The sequence below is a fragment of the Reyranella massiliensis 521 genome (assembly GCF_000312425.1).
GTDB lineage: Bacteria > Pseudomonadota > Alphaproteobacteria > Reyranellales > Reyranellaceae > Reyranella > Reyranella massiliensis.
This window is the reverse complement of sequence record NZ_HE997181.1, coordinates 2103049-2117123: the sequence shown is the minus strand read 5'-3', so window position 1 is coordinate 2117123 and position 14075 is coordinate 2103049. Positions and strand designations below refer to the sequence as shown.

General features: G+C 65.4%; 11 protein-coding genes and 1 tRNA gene. 5 read left to right on the top strand and 7 right to left on the bottom strand.

All coding sequences use genetic code 11. From position 1 onward, the window contains the following. Both BN60_RS31625 and BN60_RS10440 read right to left on the bottom strand, forming a co-directional pair. Window positions 1–624 (bottom strand): septal ring lytic transglycosylase RlpA family protein (locus BN60_RS31625; RefSeq protein WP_148283551.1); only part of this gene is annotated, 624 nt, incomplete at its 3' end. A 68-nt stretch (window positions 625–692) separates the two neighbouring features. Continuing rightward, the gene (locus tag BN60_RS10440) at window positions 693–1583 is read right to left on the bottom strand and encodes a lytic murein transglycosylase (protein WP_020695986.1); all 891 of its coding nucleotides are present in this window, start codon (window positions 1581–1583) and stop codon (window positions 693–695) included. Between the two features lie 99 nt (window positions 1584–1682). Between BN60_RS10440 and BN60_RS10435 the strand changes: the two genes are divergently transcribed. Next, window positions 1683–1772: transfer RNA gene (locus BN60_RS10435), tRNA-Ser, on the top strand. 148 nt (window positions 1773–1920) lie between these two features. Further along, window positions 1921–3486 (top strand): GMC family oxidoreductase, encoded by a 1566-nt coding sequence (locus BN60_RS10430; RefSeq protein ID WP_020695985.1) that lies wholly within the window; start codon window positions 1921–1923, stop codon window positions 3484–3486. A gap of 16 nt (window positions 3487–3502) precedes the next feature. On the opposite strand, the gene BN60_RS10425 is transcribed toward BN60_RS10430, so the two are convergent. From BN60_RS10425 to BN60_RS31300, 4 genes are all read right to left on the bottom strand, one after another. Continuing rightward, window positions 3503–5800 (bottom strand): xanthine dehydrogenase family protein molybdopterin-binding subunit, encoded by a 2298-nt coding sequence (locus BN60_RS10425; RefSeq protein ID WP_020695984.1) that lies wholly within the window; start codon window positions 5798–5800, stop codon window positions 3503–3505. Next, entirely contained in the window at window positions 5797–6276 is a 480-nt protein-coding gene (locus BN60_RS10420) for a (2Fe-2S)-binding protein (RefSeq protein ID WP_020695983.1), read from the bottom strand. Before BN60_RS10420 ends, BN60_RS10425 begins: the two co-directional genes overlap by 4 nt. Before the next feature lie 18 nt (window positions 6277–6294). Next, window positions 6295–7155 (bottom strand): FAD binding domain-containing protein, encoded by an 861-nt coding sequence (locus tag BN60_RS10415; protein WP_043285327.1) that lies wholly within the window; start codon window positions 7153–7155, stop codon window positions 6295–6297. A 198-nt stretch (window positions 7156–7353) separates the two neighbouring features. Continuing rightward, window positions 7354–8067: a DUF1428 domain-containing protein gene (locus BN60_RS31300; RefSeq protein WP_020695981.1), complete on the bottom strand. Its 714-nt coding sequence runs from the start codon at window positions 8065–8067 to the stop codon at window positions 7354–7356. A 63-nt stretch (window positions 8068–8130) separates the two neighbouring features. Between BN60_RS31300 and BN60_RS10405 the strand changes: the two genes are divergently transcribed. Then, on the top strand, window positions 8131–8577 hold the full coding sequence (locus BN60_RS10405) for a MarR family winged helix-turn-helix transcriptional regulator (protein WP_020695980.1): 447 nt from the start codon (window positions 8131–8133) through the stop codon (window positions 8575–8577). Here BN60_RS10405 and BN60_RS10400 read toward each other — a convergent pair. Beyond that, window positions 8574–11081: a tetratricopeptide repeat protein gene (locus BN60_RS10400; RefSeq protein ID WP_020695979.1), complete on the bottom strand. Its 2508-nt coding sequence runs from the start codon at window positions 11079–11081 to the stop codon at window positions 8574–8576. The genes BN60_RS10405 and BN60_RS10400 overlap by 4 nt on opposite strands. Before the next feature lie 189 nt (window positions 11082–11270). On the opposite strand from BN60_RS10400, the gene BN60_RS10395 reads away from it, so the two are divergent. Both BN60_RS10395 and BN60_RS10390 read left to right on the top strand, forming a co-directional pair. Beyond that, window positions 11271–12275, top strand: coding sequence for a Bug family tripartite tricarboxylate transporter substrate binding protein (locus BN60_RS10395; RefSeq protein ID WP_020695978.1), 1005 nt, complete (start codon window positions 11271–11273; stop codon window positions 12273–12275). A 161-nt stretch (window positions 12276–12436) separates the two neighbouring features. Further along, window positions 12437–14074, top strand: coding sequence for a thiamine pyrophosphate-dependent enzyme (locus tag BN60_RS10390; RefSeq protein WP_020695977.1), 1638 nt, complete (start codon window positions 12437–12439; stop codon window positions 14072–14074). The last annotated feature ends 1 nt before the right edge of the window (window position 14075 follow it).

The window sequence follows — 14075 nt, the reverse complement described above, 5'->3', positions numbered from 1 at the left end:
TACGGCTGCCGGTGCGGCAGCAGGTGCACTGCGTTGGCCCGAAGCGAGCGCGGCCAGCGCCTGATGCTGCTCGTCCGGACCACCGCCGCCGAGGGCCACGTCCTTGACCGCCATGCTCTCCTGCGGGAGCTGCTCTACCCGCACCCGTGCGGTACCCGCACGGATGATGTCGAGTTCCTGCGCCGCCGTGCGGGAAAGGTCGATGATGCGGTTGCGGGCGAACGGCCCGCGATCGTTGATCCGGACCACCGTCGACATGCCGTTTTCGAGGTTGGTCACGCGTACGATGGCCGGCATCTGCAGGGTGCGGTGCGCGGCGGTACGATCGGACTGGTCGTAGCGCTCCCCGTTGGCCGTCGCCTTGGTGTGGAACCCCGGCCCGTACCAGGAGGCGACGCCGGTCTCCGTGTAATTGAATTCCTCGCGCGGCGTGTAGGTCGTGCCGTCGATCTTGTAGGGCTTGCCCACCTTGTAGGTTCCGCGCTGGGTGACGCTTGCGCCGCCACCCCCGCCTTTGCTGCCGGACGAGCCGCAGGCTGCGAGACTCGCCAGCAAAGCCGCCAGCCCCGCGAACCGGGCAAGCTTGGCGGCCGAAGATGCTGATATTTCTAAGGTTAGCGCCATTTCTCTCGCATCATACATCATCTTGCAGCACTAGAGGAGCGCCGTTGAAGCATCTCCCGGGCGCTCGATCAGGCGGCGATGCGATCCGACAGCAGACCCACGGCCAGGGCGAAGAAATCGGACTGGTTCCAGCGCAGGATCACCTTGAAATTCTCGGTCGTCCGGAAGGTCGGGCCGCCCGCTCCGGCCGGCGTCACGATGCGGCCGCCCCCGCCGGCGCCGCTGCCGGCCGACACTTCGTCGCCCCAGCGCAGCCCCGGCCGCCAGCCGACCCGCGCGAGGTAGTTCACGATCGAGGCGAAGACGTCGAGCTTGTTGGTCCAGATGTCCTTGCGGCCGTCGCCATCGCCGTCGGCGGCATAGGCCAGGAAGCTGGTCGGAATGAACTGGCACTGTCCCATGGCGCCGGCCCACGAGCCCTTCATGGCATGCAGGCCGATATGGCCCTGCGACAGGATCTTGAGCGCGGCAATCAGCTGCTGGCGGAAGAACTTGGCGCGGAAGTTGTTGAAAGTGAGCGTCGCCAGCGCCGGCACGACCTCGAAGTCGCCCAGCCGCTGGCCGTAATTGCTCTCGATGCCCCACAGCGCCACGACGACCTGGGGCGGCAGGCCGGCCGGCCCCGCGAAGCGCTCGATCGCCGCGCGGTTTTCCTTCAGCAGCGCCTTGCCGCGCGTGATCCGTTCATTCGAGACCACGAGCTCCTGGTAACGATCCCAGGTCATCTTGAATTCGGGCTGGTTGCGCGCGAGTTCCATGACCCGTGGGATCTCCTGGATACCTGTTAGCGCCTGGTCGATTGTCGAACTGTCGACTCCGGCGCGCGCCGCTTCCTGCCGCACGCCCTGCAGCCACTGCGCGAACCGGGCCTCGCTCGACTGCGCCTGCGCCGACAGCGGCGAAAGGACGGATACGGGCGCCAGGGCAGCGCCGGCGCACATCATTCTGCGGGTGATCATGATCGAGGGGCCCGTCTGTTGGTTTTGCTTTATCGACGGATACCTGACTGCCGGTAAATCTTGCAAACTCTAAGGCAACGAGGCACACCTCGCCGGCACGGATGGGTGGCCGAGTGGTTTAAGGCACCGGTCTTGAAAACCGGCGTGGGTTCACGCCCACCGTGGGTTCGAATCCCACCCCATCCGCCATGCTGAGACCCATGCCGCGATGGCAACGGCAATCGCTCCGGCCTTCCCCTGTATCGCCTTCAACACCGGCCGCCGCACGATTCGTTTGTCAACGCGTGTGCCAGATGATCGACTGCACCCGGTTGCGTCGAACGAGTGCGGGCAAATCATGGACGGCGAGTACGATTACATCATCATCGGTGGCGGGTCGGCAGGTGCGGTGCTGGCGGCGCGCCTCACCGAAGATCCGGCGATCCGCGTGCTGCTGCTGGAAGCCGGGTTCGATTTCCGCACCGCCGAGACGCCGGCGCACCTGCGCATCCCCAACCCGCTGCGCGCCATCGGCGACGACAACTATCGCTGGCCCAAGCTGCTGGCGCGGCGCACCGAACGGCAGGAGCCGAAGCTCCTGTGGCGCGGCCGGGCAATCGGCGGCAGTTCGACCATCAACGGGCAGATCGCGATCCGCGGCATCCCCGAGGATTTCGCCGACTGGGAAGCCGAGGGCGCGCGCGGCTGGGGCTGGAACGAGGTCCTTCCCTACTTCTGCAAGCTCGAAGGCGACGTGAACTTCGGCGACAAACCCTATCACGGCAAGGATGGGCCCATCCCCGTCTACCGCGCGCCGATCGACGATTGGGGGCCCGCCGACCGGGCTCTGATGAAGGCGGCAGTCGGCCTGGGCTATGGCTGGTGCGAGGATCACAACGCCCCCGAGGGCACCGGCGCCTCGCCCTACGCCATCAACAGCCGCGCAGGTCTGCGCATCTCCACCAACGACGGCTATCTCGAGCCGGCACGGCATCGGAGCAACCTGACGATCGTGGGCCAGGCGCTGGTCGATACGCTGCAATTCGAGGGCAATCGCCCGCATGTCTCCGGTGTCGCGGTCCGGGTCGGCGGCGAGACGCGGACCGTGCGGGCGCGGCGCGAGGTGATCCTCTCGGCCGGCGCGATTCATTCGCCGGCGATCCTGCAGCGTTCCGGCATCGGCCCGAGGACCGTGCTTGACCGGCTTGGCATCGAGACCGTGGCCGACCGTCCGGTCGGCGAGCATCTGCTCGACCATCCGATCCTCAGCCTGATGCTCCACCTGCGCGAGGATGCGCGGGTCAGCACCTTGATGCACCGTCATACCAATTGCTGCGTGCGCTACTCCTCCGGCCTCGCGGGCGCCGGCGTCAACGACATGATCATGATCGCAGGCAACCTGCGGGCCGAGGCAGACGGCGGGACGGCGCTGGCGCGGCTGGCCGTGTCGGCGTTCCAGGCGTTCAGCGAAGGCACGGTGCGGATCGCGAGCCGCGACCCCGCCATCGATCCGCAGGTCGACGAGCGCATGCTGTCGAGCGAGAGCGATTATCTGCGCATGCGCGACGGCGTGATGCGGTTGCAGGAGATCGCCCGCCACCCCGATGTCCAGGCGATCGCGACCCGCGCCGACTACGGCATGTCGGGCCGGTCGATCGACGAGCCGTTCGCACCGAAGGAACTCGAGGACTGGATGTTCGCCGAATGCTCGGACGCCCAGCATGCCAGCGGTACCTGCCGGATGGGCGCAGCCGACGATCCGCGTTCGGTCGTCGATCCGGAGTGTCGCGTGATCGGCTGCACCGGCCTCAGGGTGATCGACGCGTCGGTCATGCCGACCGTCGTGCGCGCCAACACGCATTTCACGACGGTCATGATCGCAGAGAGGATGGCCGACCGGCTGCGGCTGCGCGCAGCCGGCTAGCGTCTCCTTGCCTTCCTTAGGCGGCCTTGGCCGTCTTGCTCCCCAGCGCTGCCAGAACCTTGGGCGGCGACATGGGCAGGCTGTAGAAGCGCTGGCCGAGCGCGTTGTGGATCGCGTTCGACACGGCGGCGAGCGGCGGCACCAGCGGCACCTCGCCGACGCCGCGCACCCCTTGCGGATGCTTGGGGTTCGGCACTTCGATGATCACCGTGTCGAGCATCGGCAGGTCGGAGGTCACCGGCATGCGGTAGTCGAGGAAGCTCGGGTTATCGAGCTTGCCGTTCTTGTCGTAGATGTATTCCTCGCTGAGTGCCCAGCCGATTCCCTGGGCGGCGCCGCCCTGCATCTGGCCTTCGACGTAGCCCGGATGGATGGCGCGGCCGACATCCTGGAACGAGGTGTAGCGCAGCACGCGTACGATGCCGAGTTCGGGATCGACCTCGACGTCGCAGATGTGCGTGGCGAAGCCGCCTTCGGCGCCCGTTGTATTGAGCTGCGTGCCGGCGCCGATCGGGCCGCCGGTGGCATTGGCCTGGGCGGCGAGCTGGCCGAGGGTCATCGGCTCGAACTTGCCGGCATTGTCGCCGGCCGGCCGCGCCTCGCCGTTCTCCCAGATCACCGCGTCAGGATCGATCTTCCAGATCTTGGCGGCGCGCGCCTTGAGCTGGCCGATCACGTTCTCGGTCGACTGCGTGACCACCATCGCCGAGGCATAGGTGACGCGGCTGCCGCCGGTCAGGTTGCTGAAGCCGATCACGCTGGTGTCGCCGATCAGCACCGAGACCTTGCGATAGTCGATGCCCAGCACCTCGGCCACGATGTTGGCCGTCGACGCGCGGCTACCGCCGATGTCGGGATGGCCGGTGATCACCACCACCGTGCCGTCCTCGTTGACATTCACCTGCGCGCTCGACTCGCCCCCGGCATTGAACCAGAAGCCGCTGGCAACGCCACGGCCGTGCAGCATGCCGTTCTTCGACTTGGGCAGCGGCGTCTTGTAGTGCGCGTGGTCGATCGCCTGTTCGATGGTCTCGACGAAGCCAATCCTTGGGTAGGTCGGACCGTGCGCTGCCTTGGTCCCCTGCTTGGCGGCGTTCTTGAGCCGGAACTTCAGCGGATCCATTTTCAGCGCTTCGGCCAGCTCGTCCATGACGCACTCCACGGCATAGGCGCCGATCGGGGCGCCCGGAGCGCGATAGGCCGCGACCTTGGAGCGGTTGGAGACGACGTCGTAGCCAACGGAGTGGACATTGGGAATGTCGTAGGGCGCGAAGGCACAGCCCGCGGCGCCGCGGATCGGCGAGCCGGGTAGCGCACCGGCCTGCAGGTGGAAGGTCCCCTCGGCGGCGACGATCTTGCCGTCCTTGGTCGCGCCGATCTTGACCTTGCTGGAGGAGCCCGAGGTCGGCCCCGAGGCATGGAAGACCTCGGTGCGCGTCATCGCCATCTTGACCGGACGGCCGGACTTCTTGGCCAGCAGCGTCGCCACGGGTTCGAGATAGACGATGGTCTTGCCGCCGAAGCCGCCGCCGATCTCGGCGGGGATGGCGCGGATGTCGTTCTGCGGGATGCCCGTCAGATAGGCGCACATGGCGCGGACCATGAACTGGCCCTGGCTCGAACTCCAGATCGTAGCCTTGCCGTCGGAGACGCTGACCAGGCAGGCATGCGGCTCAATGTATCCTTGGTGTACGGGCTGGGTGCGGAAAGAACGCTCGATAATCACGTCGGCCTTGGCGAAGCCCTCGCCCACGTCGCCGAGCTTGTGCTCCAGCTTGCCCGCGATGTTCGACGGCTTGCCCTCGAAGGTGATGTGGTCGTGCAGGATCGGCGCGCCGGGCTTCATTGCCTCCTCGACGTCGATCACGAAGGGCAGCACCTCGTACTCGACCTCGATCAGCTTGCAGGCCTCGGCCGCGATCTTTTCCGACGTCGCGGCGACCGCGGCGACGGGATGTCCGACGAACAGCGCCTTCTCTCGCGCCATGACGTTGCGGCACATCCAGCGCATGTCCTGGATGCCCAGCATCACCGACTTGGCGATCGGGAAGTCGACGATGTCCTTGGCCGTCACCACGGCCTTCACGCCGGGATGGGCCTCCGCCTTGGCGGTGTTGATAGACTTGATGCGCGCATGCGGGTGCGGGCTGCGCAGTACCTTGCCCCAGATCATGCCGGGCATGGTCGTGTCGGCGGCATAGGCGGCGCGGCCCGTCACCTTGTCGGCGCCGTCGGGGCGGATCGTGCTCTTGCCGATCCACTTGTTGTCGCCGCCTGCGGTGGTGCCCGCGGTAGTCGTCGTGGCGGTGCTCATCGTGCGCCTCCCCTCATGTCGGCAGCCGTTTCCATCACGGCGCGGACGATCTTGTCGTAACCCGTGCAGCGGCAGAGATTGCCCGCCAGCCAGAAGCGGACCTCGTGCTCGGTCGGATCGGGATTGCGTTCGAGCAGCGACTTCGCCGCCATCAACACGCCCGGCGTGCAGATGCCGCACTGGAGCGCCGCCATCTCGAGGAACTTGGTCTGCAGCGGATGAAGCTCCTCGCCCGCCATGCCTTCGATTGTGCCGATCTGCCGGCCCTCGGCTTCAGCCGCCAGCATCAGGCAGGAGCAGACGAGCCGTCCGTCCAGTGTGATCGAGCAGGCGCCGCAATCACCCGAGCCGCACCCCTCCTTGCTGCCGGTGAGGCCGAGCGGCCCACGCAGCACATCGAGCATGCTCTGGTCGGCGTCGCACAGGAATTCCTGCGGTTCGCCGTTGATGGTGGTGGAGACGTGCAGCTTGGCCATGTTCTTCGTTCCTCGATCTCAGTTGCTATTGGCGCGCTCGGCGGCAATGGCCGCGGTGCGCTTCAGCAGCACGCCCGCGATCTGGGTGCGGTAGGCGATGGTGCCGCGCTTGTCGTCGATGGGACGGCAGGCGGCGCGGCAGGCATTGGCAGCCTTGTCGAGAGCCGCCTCGTCGAGCTTGGAGCCGATGAGAGCCTTGGCGGCATCCTCGACCAGCAGCACGGTCGGCGCGACCGCGCCCAGCCCGACCCGGGCGGCGACGCAGGTGCCCTTCTCCAGGGTCAGGCTGACGCCGCAGCCCACCACGGCGATGTCCATCTCGGTGCGCGGGATCATGCGCAGATAGGCATCACTCGATCCCTTGGGACGCGTCGGCAGCGTGAAGCTGACGACGATCTCGCCGGGTTCGACGTTCAGACGGCCCGGCCCCTTCGGAACCGCTTCGACGGGCAACTCTCGCCGGCCCTTCGGTCCCTGGATCGTGACGACGGCACCAGCCGCGACCATGGCGGGCACGCTGTCGCCGGCCGGCGAACCGTTGCAGAGATTGCCGCCCGGCGTGGCGCGGCCCTGGATCTGCGTCGAACCGATCAGGTTCGCGGCCTCCACGACACCCGGCCAGACCTTCTTGAGCCGGGGATGTTCCCGCAATACCGCACCGGCCACGGCGGCGCCGATGCGAAAGCCGCCGCCGGCAGTCTCCTCGATGGCGGTCATCTCGGCGATCTTCTTGATGTCGATGATGGTGTGCGGCGTCACGGTACCGGCCCGCATCTGCACCAGGAGATCGGTGCCGCCGGCCAGGATCCGGCCCTTCCCCGAACTGGCAGCGAAGGCACGCACGGCCTCGTCGAGCGTTTGCGGCGCCAAATACTGAATGTCGGTCATGCTGCTGAAGCCCTTTCCATCCCGCGCGCGCTTGTGCACGTCGTTGCGTTCTTGATGGCAGGCTAAGGCGGGACATCACCCGACGGCAAGCAGCGTGTGCCCTCGGGGATCGTTTTGAACAGCGATTGGAGGGGCCGAGGTGTGAAACCGGGCGATTCCCGAACCGCCCGGTTCCAAACGAAGCATGGCTCAGACGTCGAGGATCGGGGCAAAGCCACCGTAGATCATGCGCTTGCCGTCGAAGGGCATCGCCCGACCCTGCAGGCGGGAATCGGCCATCATCTTTTCCCAGCCGGCATTGCGTACTTCCTTGGATGGCCACTCGATCCACGAATAGACGACCTGCTCGTCGCCGGTCGCCTTCACCGCGCCCTTGAAATCGGTGACCTTGCCGTCGGGCACGGCGTCGCCCCAGGCCTCGACGACGCGGACGGCGCCGAATTCCTTGAACATGGCTGCCGTCTTCGTTGCCATGTCGCGATAGGCCTCCTTGTTGCCGGCCGGTACCGGGATCAGGCAGCCGTCGACATAGCCCGTCTTGCCTGCCGCGCGCTCGTCGACCAGGGAGGCGAAGCCGCCATAAATCATGCGCTGGCCGTCGAAGGGCATGTTGCTGCCCATATCCTTCATGCGCGGGTCGCTCATCATCTTGGCGTTCGCCGCGTCGTGCGCCTCCTTGCTGGGAAATTCGAGCCACGAAAAAACGACGACCTCGTCCGGCTTGGCCTTCACGGCGCCTTTGAAGTCGGTGACTTTGCCATCCGGCACGTCGTCGCCCCAGGCCTCGACCATGCGAGTCGCGCCGAATTCCTTGAAGAGGGGCGCCGCCTCAGCAGCGTGCTTGCGATAGGTCTCCTTGTTGGCCGCGGGGACAGCGACAACGAATCCGCTCACGTAGGACATGCTCTACTCCTGCTGCTTTGGGACGGGCTTGACGTAATACGTTGATATCAACATAAATACACCATGTCAAAGCTGCCTACCGTCACATTCGAGACGACGGAATATGTACGCGACCATTGCCTGTGCCTGGCCGCTCAACGCGCGGCCCGCACTTTGGCGCGCCGTTTCGACGAGGCTCTGCGGCCGGTCGGGCTGACCAGCGGGCAATTCTCGCTCCTGATGTCGCTCAATCAGCCCACCGCGCCCTCGATCGGGTCCATCGCCGCATTGCTGGCAATGGATCGCACGACGCTTACCGCAAATCTGAAGCCGCTGGAGCGGCGCGGCCTGGTCGAGACAAAGGTCGATCCCGTTGACCGGCGCGGACGATTGCTGGTCTTGACGGCGCTCGGCCGCAATTTGCTGCGGAGCGCCCTGCCCATCTGGCAGCGCACTCAGGGCGAAGTCGACGGACTTCTGCGCCAGACAGACGCCGGCATCGTGCGCGTGGGCTTGCGTGCGCTGGCCTAGCGCACGCCGTATTTGCCGAACTCGCCGCCAATGCTGGGTTGAATTCCGGTCGCCGTCGTCATGTCGTTGATGCCCGCTGGAGTCTCTCCCTTTCTCGACTTGGCGAATCCACGACCATAGAGCGCCCGGGCCCGGTTGGGGTCGAGCGTCAGCGATGCATTGTACTCGGCGATCGCCTTGTCGTAGTGCTTTTGCTTCAGGTAGATCAGCCCCATGTTGTCGTGCGTGTAGGGATCGTTGGGCTGAAGTGCCAGCGCTTCCTTGCAGTCTGCCAGCGCACCATCGAGGTCCCGGCCCATCACGGCGCGCGTCAGGCAGCGATTGTTCAGAGCCGGGCCCATTTTCGGGTCGAGCTTCAACGCTTCATCGTAGTCGCTGACGGCTTTGGCGTATTCGCCCGTGCTGAAATAGGCGATACCGCGATTGAGGAACAGGTTGGGGTCCTTCGGCCTCAGTCGAATGGCGTGATTGAGGTCGTCGATCGCGTAGTTGTAGTCGCCGAGGTTGCTGTAGAGCGTGGCTCGGCTGGCATAGATACGGGGATTGTTGGGGTCGGTCCGTAGAGCGTCGCTGTAGTCGCTGATCGCCCTCGCCGTATCGCCGCGAAGCGCCAGCACTTGCGCGCGATAGAGCAGCGCCGTCGCGTTGCCCGGGGAAAGCTTCAGTGCGGCATCGATATCGGCCAGGGCTTTAGGGAAATCCTTCTTCAGACCGTAGGCGAAGCCACGCTGCGTCAGGGCATTGATGTCTTCGGGGCTGAGCTTGAGGGCGCGATCGAAGTCCTCGATGGCTTCGTCGTACTTGCTCTTGAAGAGCAGCGCCATGCCGCGATTGATGTAGGTCAGCGGTTCCTTGGGGTCGAGCTTGATTGCCTCGGAGTAGTCGGCAATCGCGTTGTCGTAATCCTCGACACGATGATAGGCGGTGCCGCGCTCGAAATAGACCGAGGCGACGCCAGGCGCGAGTTTGATCGCCCGATCGAGATCGGCCGACGCTTCCTTGGCCCGGTCCATCCTCAGATAGGCAGCCCCGCGACCAAGATAGGGGCGCGGATCCTTCTCGTTGATCTGCAAGGCCGACTCGAAGTCTTTGACGGCGGCGTCGTAGTCCTGCTTGTCGATCATCGCCATCCCGCGCTGATAGTAGGCGTTGGCAACCTGATCGGCGGTCTGGGCGACTTCGGGGTCCGGAGCGGCGCCGGTCTTGCGCGCCATCCGCAGGATGTCGGCGGTCTGAAGGCCGAGGCGGATGGCTTCGGTGAAGTCGGCGATGGCGCGGTCGGCATCGTTCTTCTGGCGCCACGTGACGCCACGGTTGACCAGCGCGTTGATCTCCTTGGGATTGAGCTTCAATGCCAGATCGAAGTCGGCAATCGCCTCGTCGAACTTGCCCTTCTTCGTGTAGTAGACGATGCCCCGGTTGACGAGCGGCGCCGGGTCCTTGGGCGTCAGCTCGTGGGCGATCGTGTAGTCTTCCAGCGCGTGATCGGCATCGCCGATGCGATGATACGCGATGCCGCGCTGGGCATGGGCGAAAGCTTGCCCCGGCGTCAGCTTGATGCCTGCGCTGAAATCGGCGATCGCGGCATGGACATCGTTCTTGTACATGTAGGACGCGCCGCGGCCGACATACGGGGAAGCGTCTTGCGGATTGAGACGGATCGACTCCGTGAAATCGGCGATGGCCTTGTCGTAATCCGTCTTGTCGTACCAGGCGAGACCACGCTGGAAATAGGCAAAGGCGGCCTGCAAGGCGAGGCGCTTGTTGTCGTCGTTCGTCGGGGCGAGCTGGCTGGACACCGAGTCGGGGACCAGCTTGACCTCCACCGGGTCGATCTTCTCCGGCAGCTGTTTGATCGCCGTGGTGAAATCCTGAATCGCCTTGTCGAGATCGCCTTTGCGGCGATGGACAATGCCACGGTTGATGTAGGCGCTGATCTCCCGCTGATTGATCTTGAGGGCCGCATTGAAATCGGCGATCGCGCCTTCGTTGTTGTCCTTCCTGGTATAGAGGACGACGCCGCGGTTAATCAGCGGCAGGGTTTCGCGCGGCGCCAGTCGGATCGCGTCGCTGTAGTCGAGGATCGCCCGGTCGGCTTCACCGATTGTCTGGTAGACGACACCGCGTTGAATGTAGAGCTGAGCGTTGAGCGGCGACGCGTGAATGGCGTCGGTGAAGATCTTGATCGCCTGGCGGTAGTCGGCCTTCGAGCGCTTGTCGCTGTCGGGGCCGCTCTCGGCCAGTCCGCGATTGAGGTAGGCGAGAGCCAGGGCACCCCCGCTCAGCGCGCCTTTGGTAATGGCCTCGGTACAGGCGGCGACCTTCGTGGCAGCATCGGCGCCGGTCAGGCCGTAGCAGATATCTGCCGGCGACGGCGTCTTGTTTGCAGCGGCAGGCTGCTGCGGTTGCGGTTTCTGCTGCGCCACCACCGCCGCATTGCCGATTACAAGACCGACGGCGCAGGTGGCGAACACCCACGCCGGCCGATGCGCAATACCCCACATGATCCATCCTCGTGCCACTACGGCGCTCCCACAGCTCCGCAGTCGATAGGCGAAAATCACCAATAAAACGCCTTTTCGGGCATTTGTGTGGAAGTGGCAAGCTGTGTCCGTGGCAACCAGACTGCAGTCGACGGCCGCCGGGCGCCTTGGCAGGCCCCTACTACCAAAATGCAAAGGGAAGAAACGACCATGACCGACCAAAGGAACACTATCAGACGCCGCACTCTCGTCGCAGGGATCGCCGGTGGCGTGACCACCGCCGTGTTGAGCGCGCCGGCCATTGTTTCCGCCCAAAGCAGTTATCCCAACAAGTCCGTCCGCTACATCAACCCCTTCCCCGCGGGCGGTGCCACCGACACGCTCTCGCGCCTCTTCTGCGCCAAGCTGTCGGAGCTGAGCGGCCAGCATTGGATTGTCGAGAACAAAGGAGGCTCGGGCGGCAATGTCGGCATGGAAGCGCTGATGCAATCGCCACCCGATGGCTACACGCTGGGGCTGGGCGGCATCGCCAGCCATGCGATCTCGCCGACCCTCTACACCAAGCTGCCGTTCAATGCGAAGACGGACTTCACCTTCGTCTCGCGGATCTGGCAGCTTCCCAACATGCTCGTGGTCAATCTCGACATCCCGGCGAAGACGGTCGCGGAGCTGATCGCCTTCCTGAAGAAGAACCCCGGCAAATATTCCTATGGCTCGGCCGGCAATGGCACGACCCTCCATCTTTCCGGCGAGTTGTTCAAGATGATGGCGGGTGTCGACATACTGCATGTGCCCTATCGCGGTGCCGCGCCGGCGATGCAGGACCTGCTGGCTGGCCAGATCCATATGATCTTCGACAACATTCCGGGAGCGCTTGCCCAGTCACGTCCGGGCAAGGTGCGAGCGCTCGGCGTCACGTCCAAGGAGCGGACGCCGGTGGTGCCCGACGTTCCGGCGATCGCCGAGACGCTGCCGGGGTTCGACATCAACTCCTGGACCACCCTTACCGGCCCGGCCAAGCTGCCGCCCGATGTCGTTGCACGCCTCTCGGAACTCTCCAAGAAGGCGCTGGAAAGCGAAGACCTGAAGGCCAAGTTCCTCGACCTTGCCGCGACTGCCGTCTGGTCTTCGCCGGCCGACACTTTGGCCTATCGCGACTCGGAAGAGGCGCGGCTGGCGCCGATCATCAAGGCTTCGGGCGCGCGCATCGACTGACTGGAGGGAGGCGTCGATCCTGCCGGCGGCGGCGGGGTCGACGAGCCCACAGAAAATGTCCCGGTCCACGGGATCATTTCTCATATGCAGGTGCGGGACGTAGCCTTCGCGGCCATTGACCGGCATGGTTGCTAGCACTTCCACCAAGGGCGGGACTTTCCATGAAGACACTTTCCACGGCGCAAGCTGCCGTCTCCATGCTCGAAGTGAACGGCATCGACACGCTCTTTTGCCTGCCCGGCGTGCAGAATGACGCGTTCTTCGATGCGCTCTACGACCGTACCAATGCCATCCGGCCGATCCACGCCCGCCACGAGCAGGCCTGCGCCTACATGGCACTGGGCTATGCCATGGCGACGGGAAAGCCCTCCGCCTATGTCGTGGTTCCCGGCCCCGGCTTCCTCAACACCACGGCCGCGCTCTCCACCGCCTATGCCGTCAATGCCCCTGTGCTGGCACTGACCGGCCAGATCCAGCAGGCGATGATCGGGCGCAATGTCGGCTTGCTGCACGAACTGCCGGACCAGCTCGCCATCATGCGCGGCCTCACCAAATGGGCCGACCGTATCCCCTCGCCCGCCGCGGCGCCGGCATTGATCAACGAAGCCTTTCGCCGCTTGCTGTCCGGCCGCCAGCGGCCGGTGGCGCTCGAATGCGCCCTCGATACCTGGGCGCGCCGCGCGCCGGTCGAGCTGCTGAACGCTCCAGCCGCCGCCGATCCTTGTCCGGTCGACGAGGAGGCCGTCGAACGCGCGGCCAAGCTGCTGGGAAGTGCCGAGCGACCGATGATCGTCGTCGGTGGCGGTGCGCAAGGTGCCGGTGAGCATGTTGTCCGCATCGCCGAAATGCTCGATGCGCCGGTGATGACCGGCCGCATGGGCCAGGGCGTAATCGACGGACGGCACAAGCTCTCCGTCACGGCGCCGGCCGGCTATCGTTTCTGGGGCGAGGCCGATGTCGTGCTGGCCGTCGGCACGCGTCTGCAACCGCAGCAGCAGAACTGGGGCGTCGATCCTTCCCTGAAGATCATTCGCATCGACGTCGACAGCGAGGAACTGGATCGCCAGTACAAGCCCGAGATCGGCATCGTCGGCGATGCCACGGCCACCCTGGCGGCCTTGGCCGATCGCCTGGCTGGGCACAACCGCAAGCGCAACGGCCGCGCAGACGAAGTCGCGGAGACGAAGGCCGCCGCCAGCAAGCTGATCCGCGAGACCCTGGCGCCGCAGATCGCCTATCTCGAGGCGCTGCGCAAGGCGCTGCCGGAGGACGGCATCCTGGTCGATGAGCTGACGCAGATGGGCTACGCGGCGCGCTTCGCCTATCCGACCTACAGGTCGCGCACCTTCCTCTCGCCCGGTTATCAGGGAACCCTGGGATGGGGTTATGCGACGTCACTTGGCGCCAAGGTGGCCAAGCCGGATACGCCGGTAGTGTCGATCAGCGGCGATGGCGGCTTCATGTTCACCGCCATGGAAATGGCGACGGCGGCGCAGCACGGGATCGGCGTGGTGGCGGTCGTCTTCAGCGACGGCGCCTACGGCAACGTGCGGCGCATCCAGCAGCAGTCCTTCAACAACCGCACCATCGCCTCGGACCTGCGCAACCCGGACTTCGTGAAGCTGGGCGAAAGCTTCGGCATCGATGCGATGCGGGTCAATTCACCGGAGGAACTCGGCACCGCCGTTGCACGCGGCATCGCCAAAGGAGGGCCGATGCTGATCGACTGCCCGGTTGGCCAGCTTCCCGATCCGTGGAAGCTCATCACCCTGCCGCGTAACCGCCCGCGCCGCGCCTGAG

Bases quoted from the DNA above. Each gene is read 5' to 3' on its own strand.
- BN60_RS10440 (WP_020695986.1), bottom strand. From the start codon at position 1,583: ATGATCACCCGCAGAATGATGTGCGCCGGCGCTGCCCTGGCGCCCGTA.
- BN60_RS10430 (WP_020695985.1), top strand. From the start codon at position 1,921: ATGGACGGCGAGTACGATTACATCATCATCGGTGGCGGGTCGGCAGGT.
- BN60_RS10425 (WP_020695984.1), bottom strand. From the start codon at position 5,800: ATGAGCACCGCCACGACGACTACCGCGGGCACCACCGCAGGCGGCGAC.
- BN60_RS10420 (WP_020695983.1), bottom strand. From the start codon at position 6,276: ATGGCCAAGCTGCACGTCTCCACCACCATCAACGGCGAACCGCAGGAA.
- BN60_RS31300 (WP_020695981.1), bottom strand. From the start codon at position 8,067: ATGTCCTACGTGAGCGGATTCGTTGTCGCTGTCCCCGCGGCCAACAAG.
- BN60_RS10405 (WP_020695980.1), top strand. From the start codon at position 8,131: ATGTCAAAGCTGCCTACCGTCACATTCGAGACGACGGAATATGTACGC.
- BN60_RS10400 (WP_020695979.1), bottom strand. From the start codon at position 11,081: ATGTGGGGTATTGCGCATCGGCCGGCGTGGGTGTTCGCCACCTGCGCC.
- BN60_RS10395 (WP_020695978.1), top strand. From the start codon at position 11,271: ATGACCGACCAAAGGAACACTATCAGACGCCGCACTCTCGTCGCAGGG.
- BN60_RS10390 (WP_020695977.1), top strand. From the start codon at position 12,437: ATGAAGACACTTTCCACGGCGCAAGCTGCCGTCTCCATGCTCGAAGTG.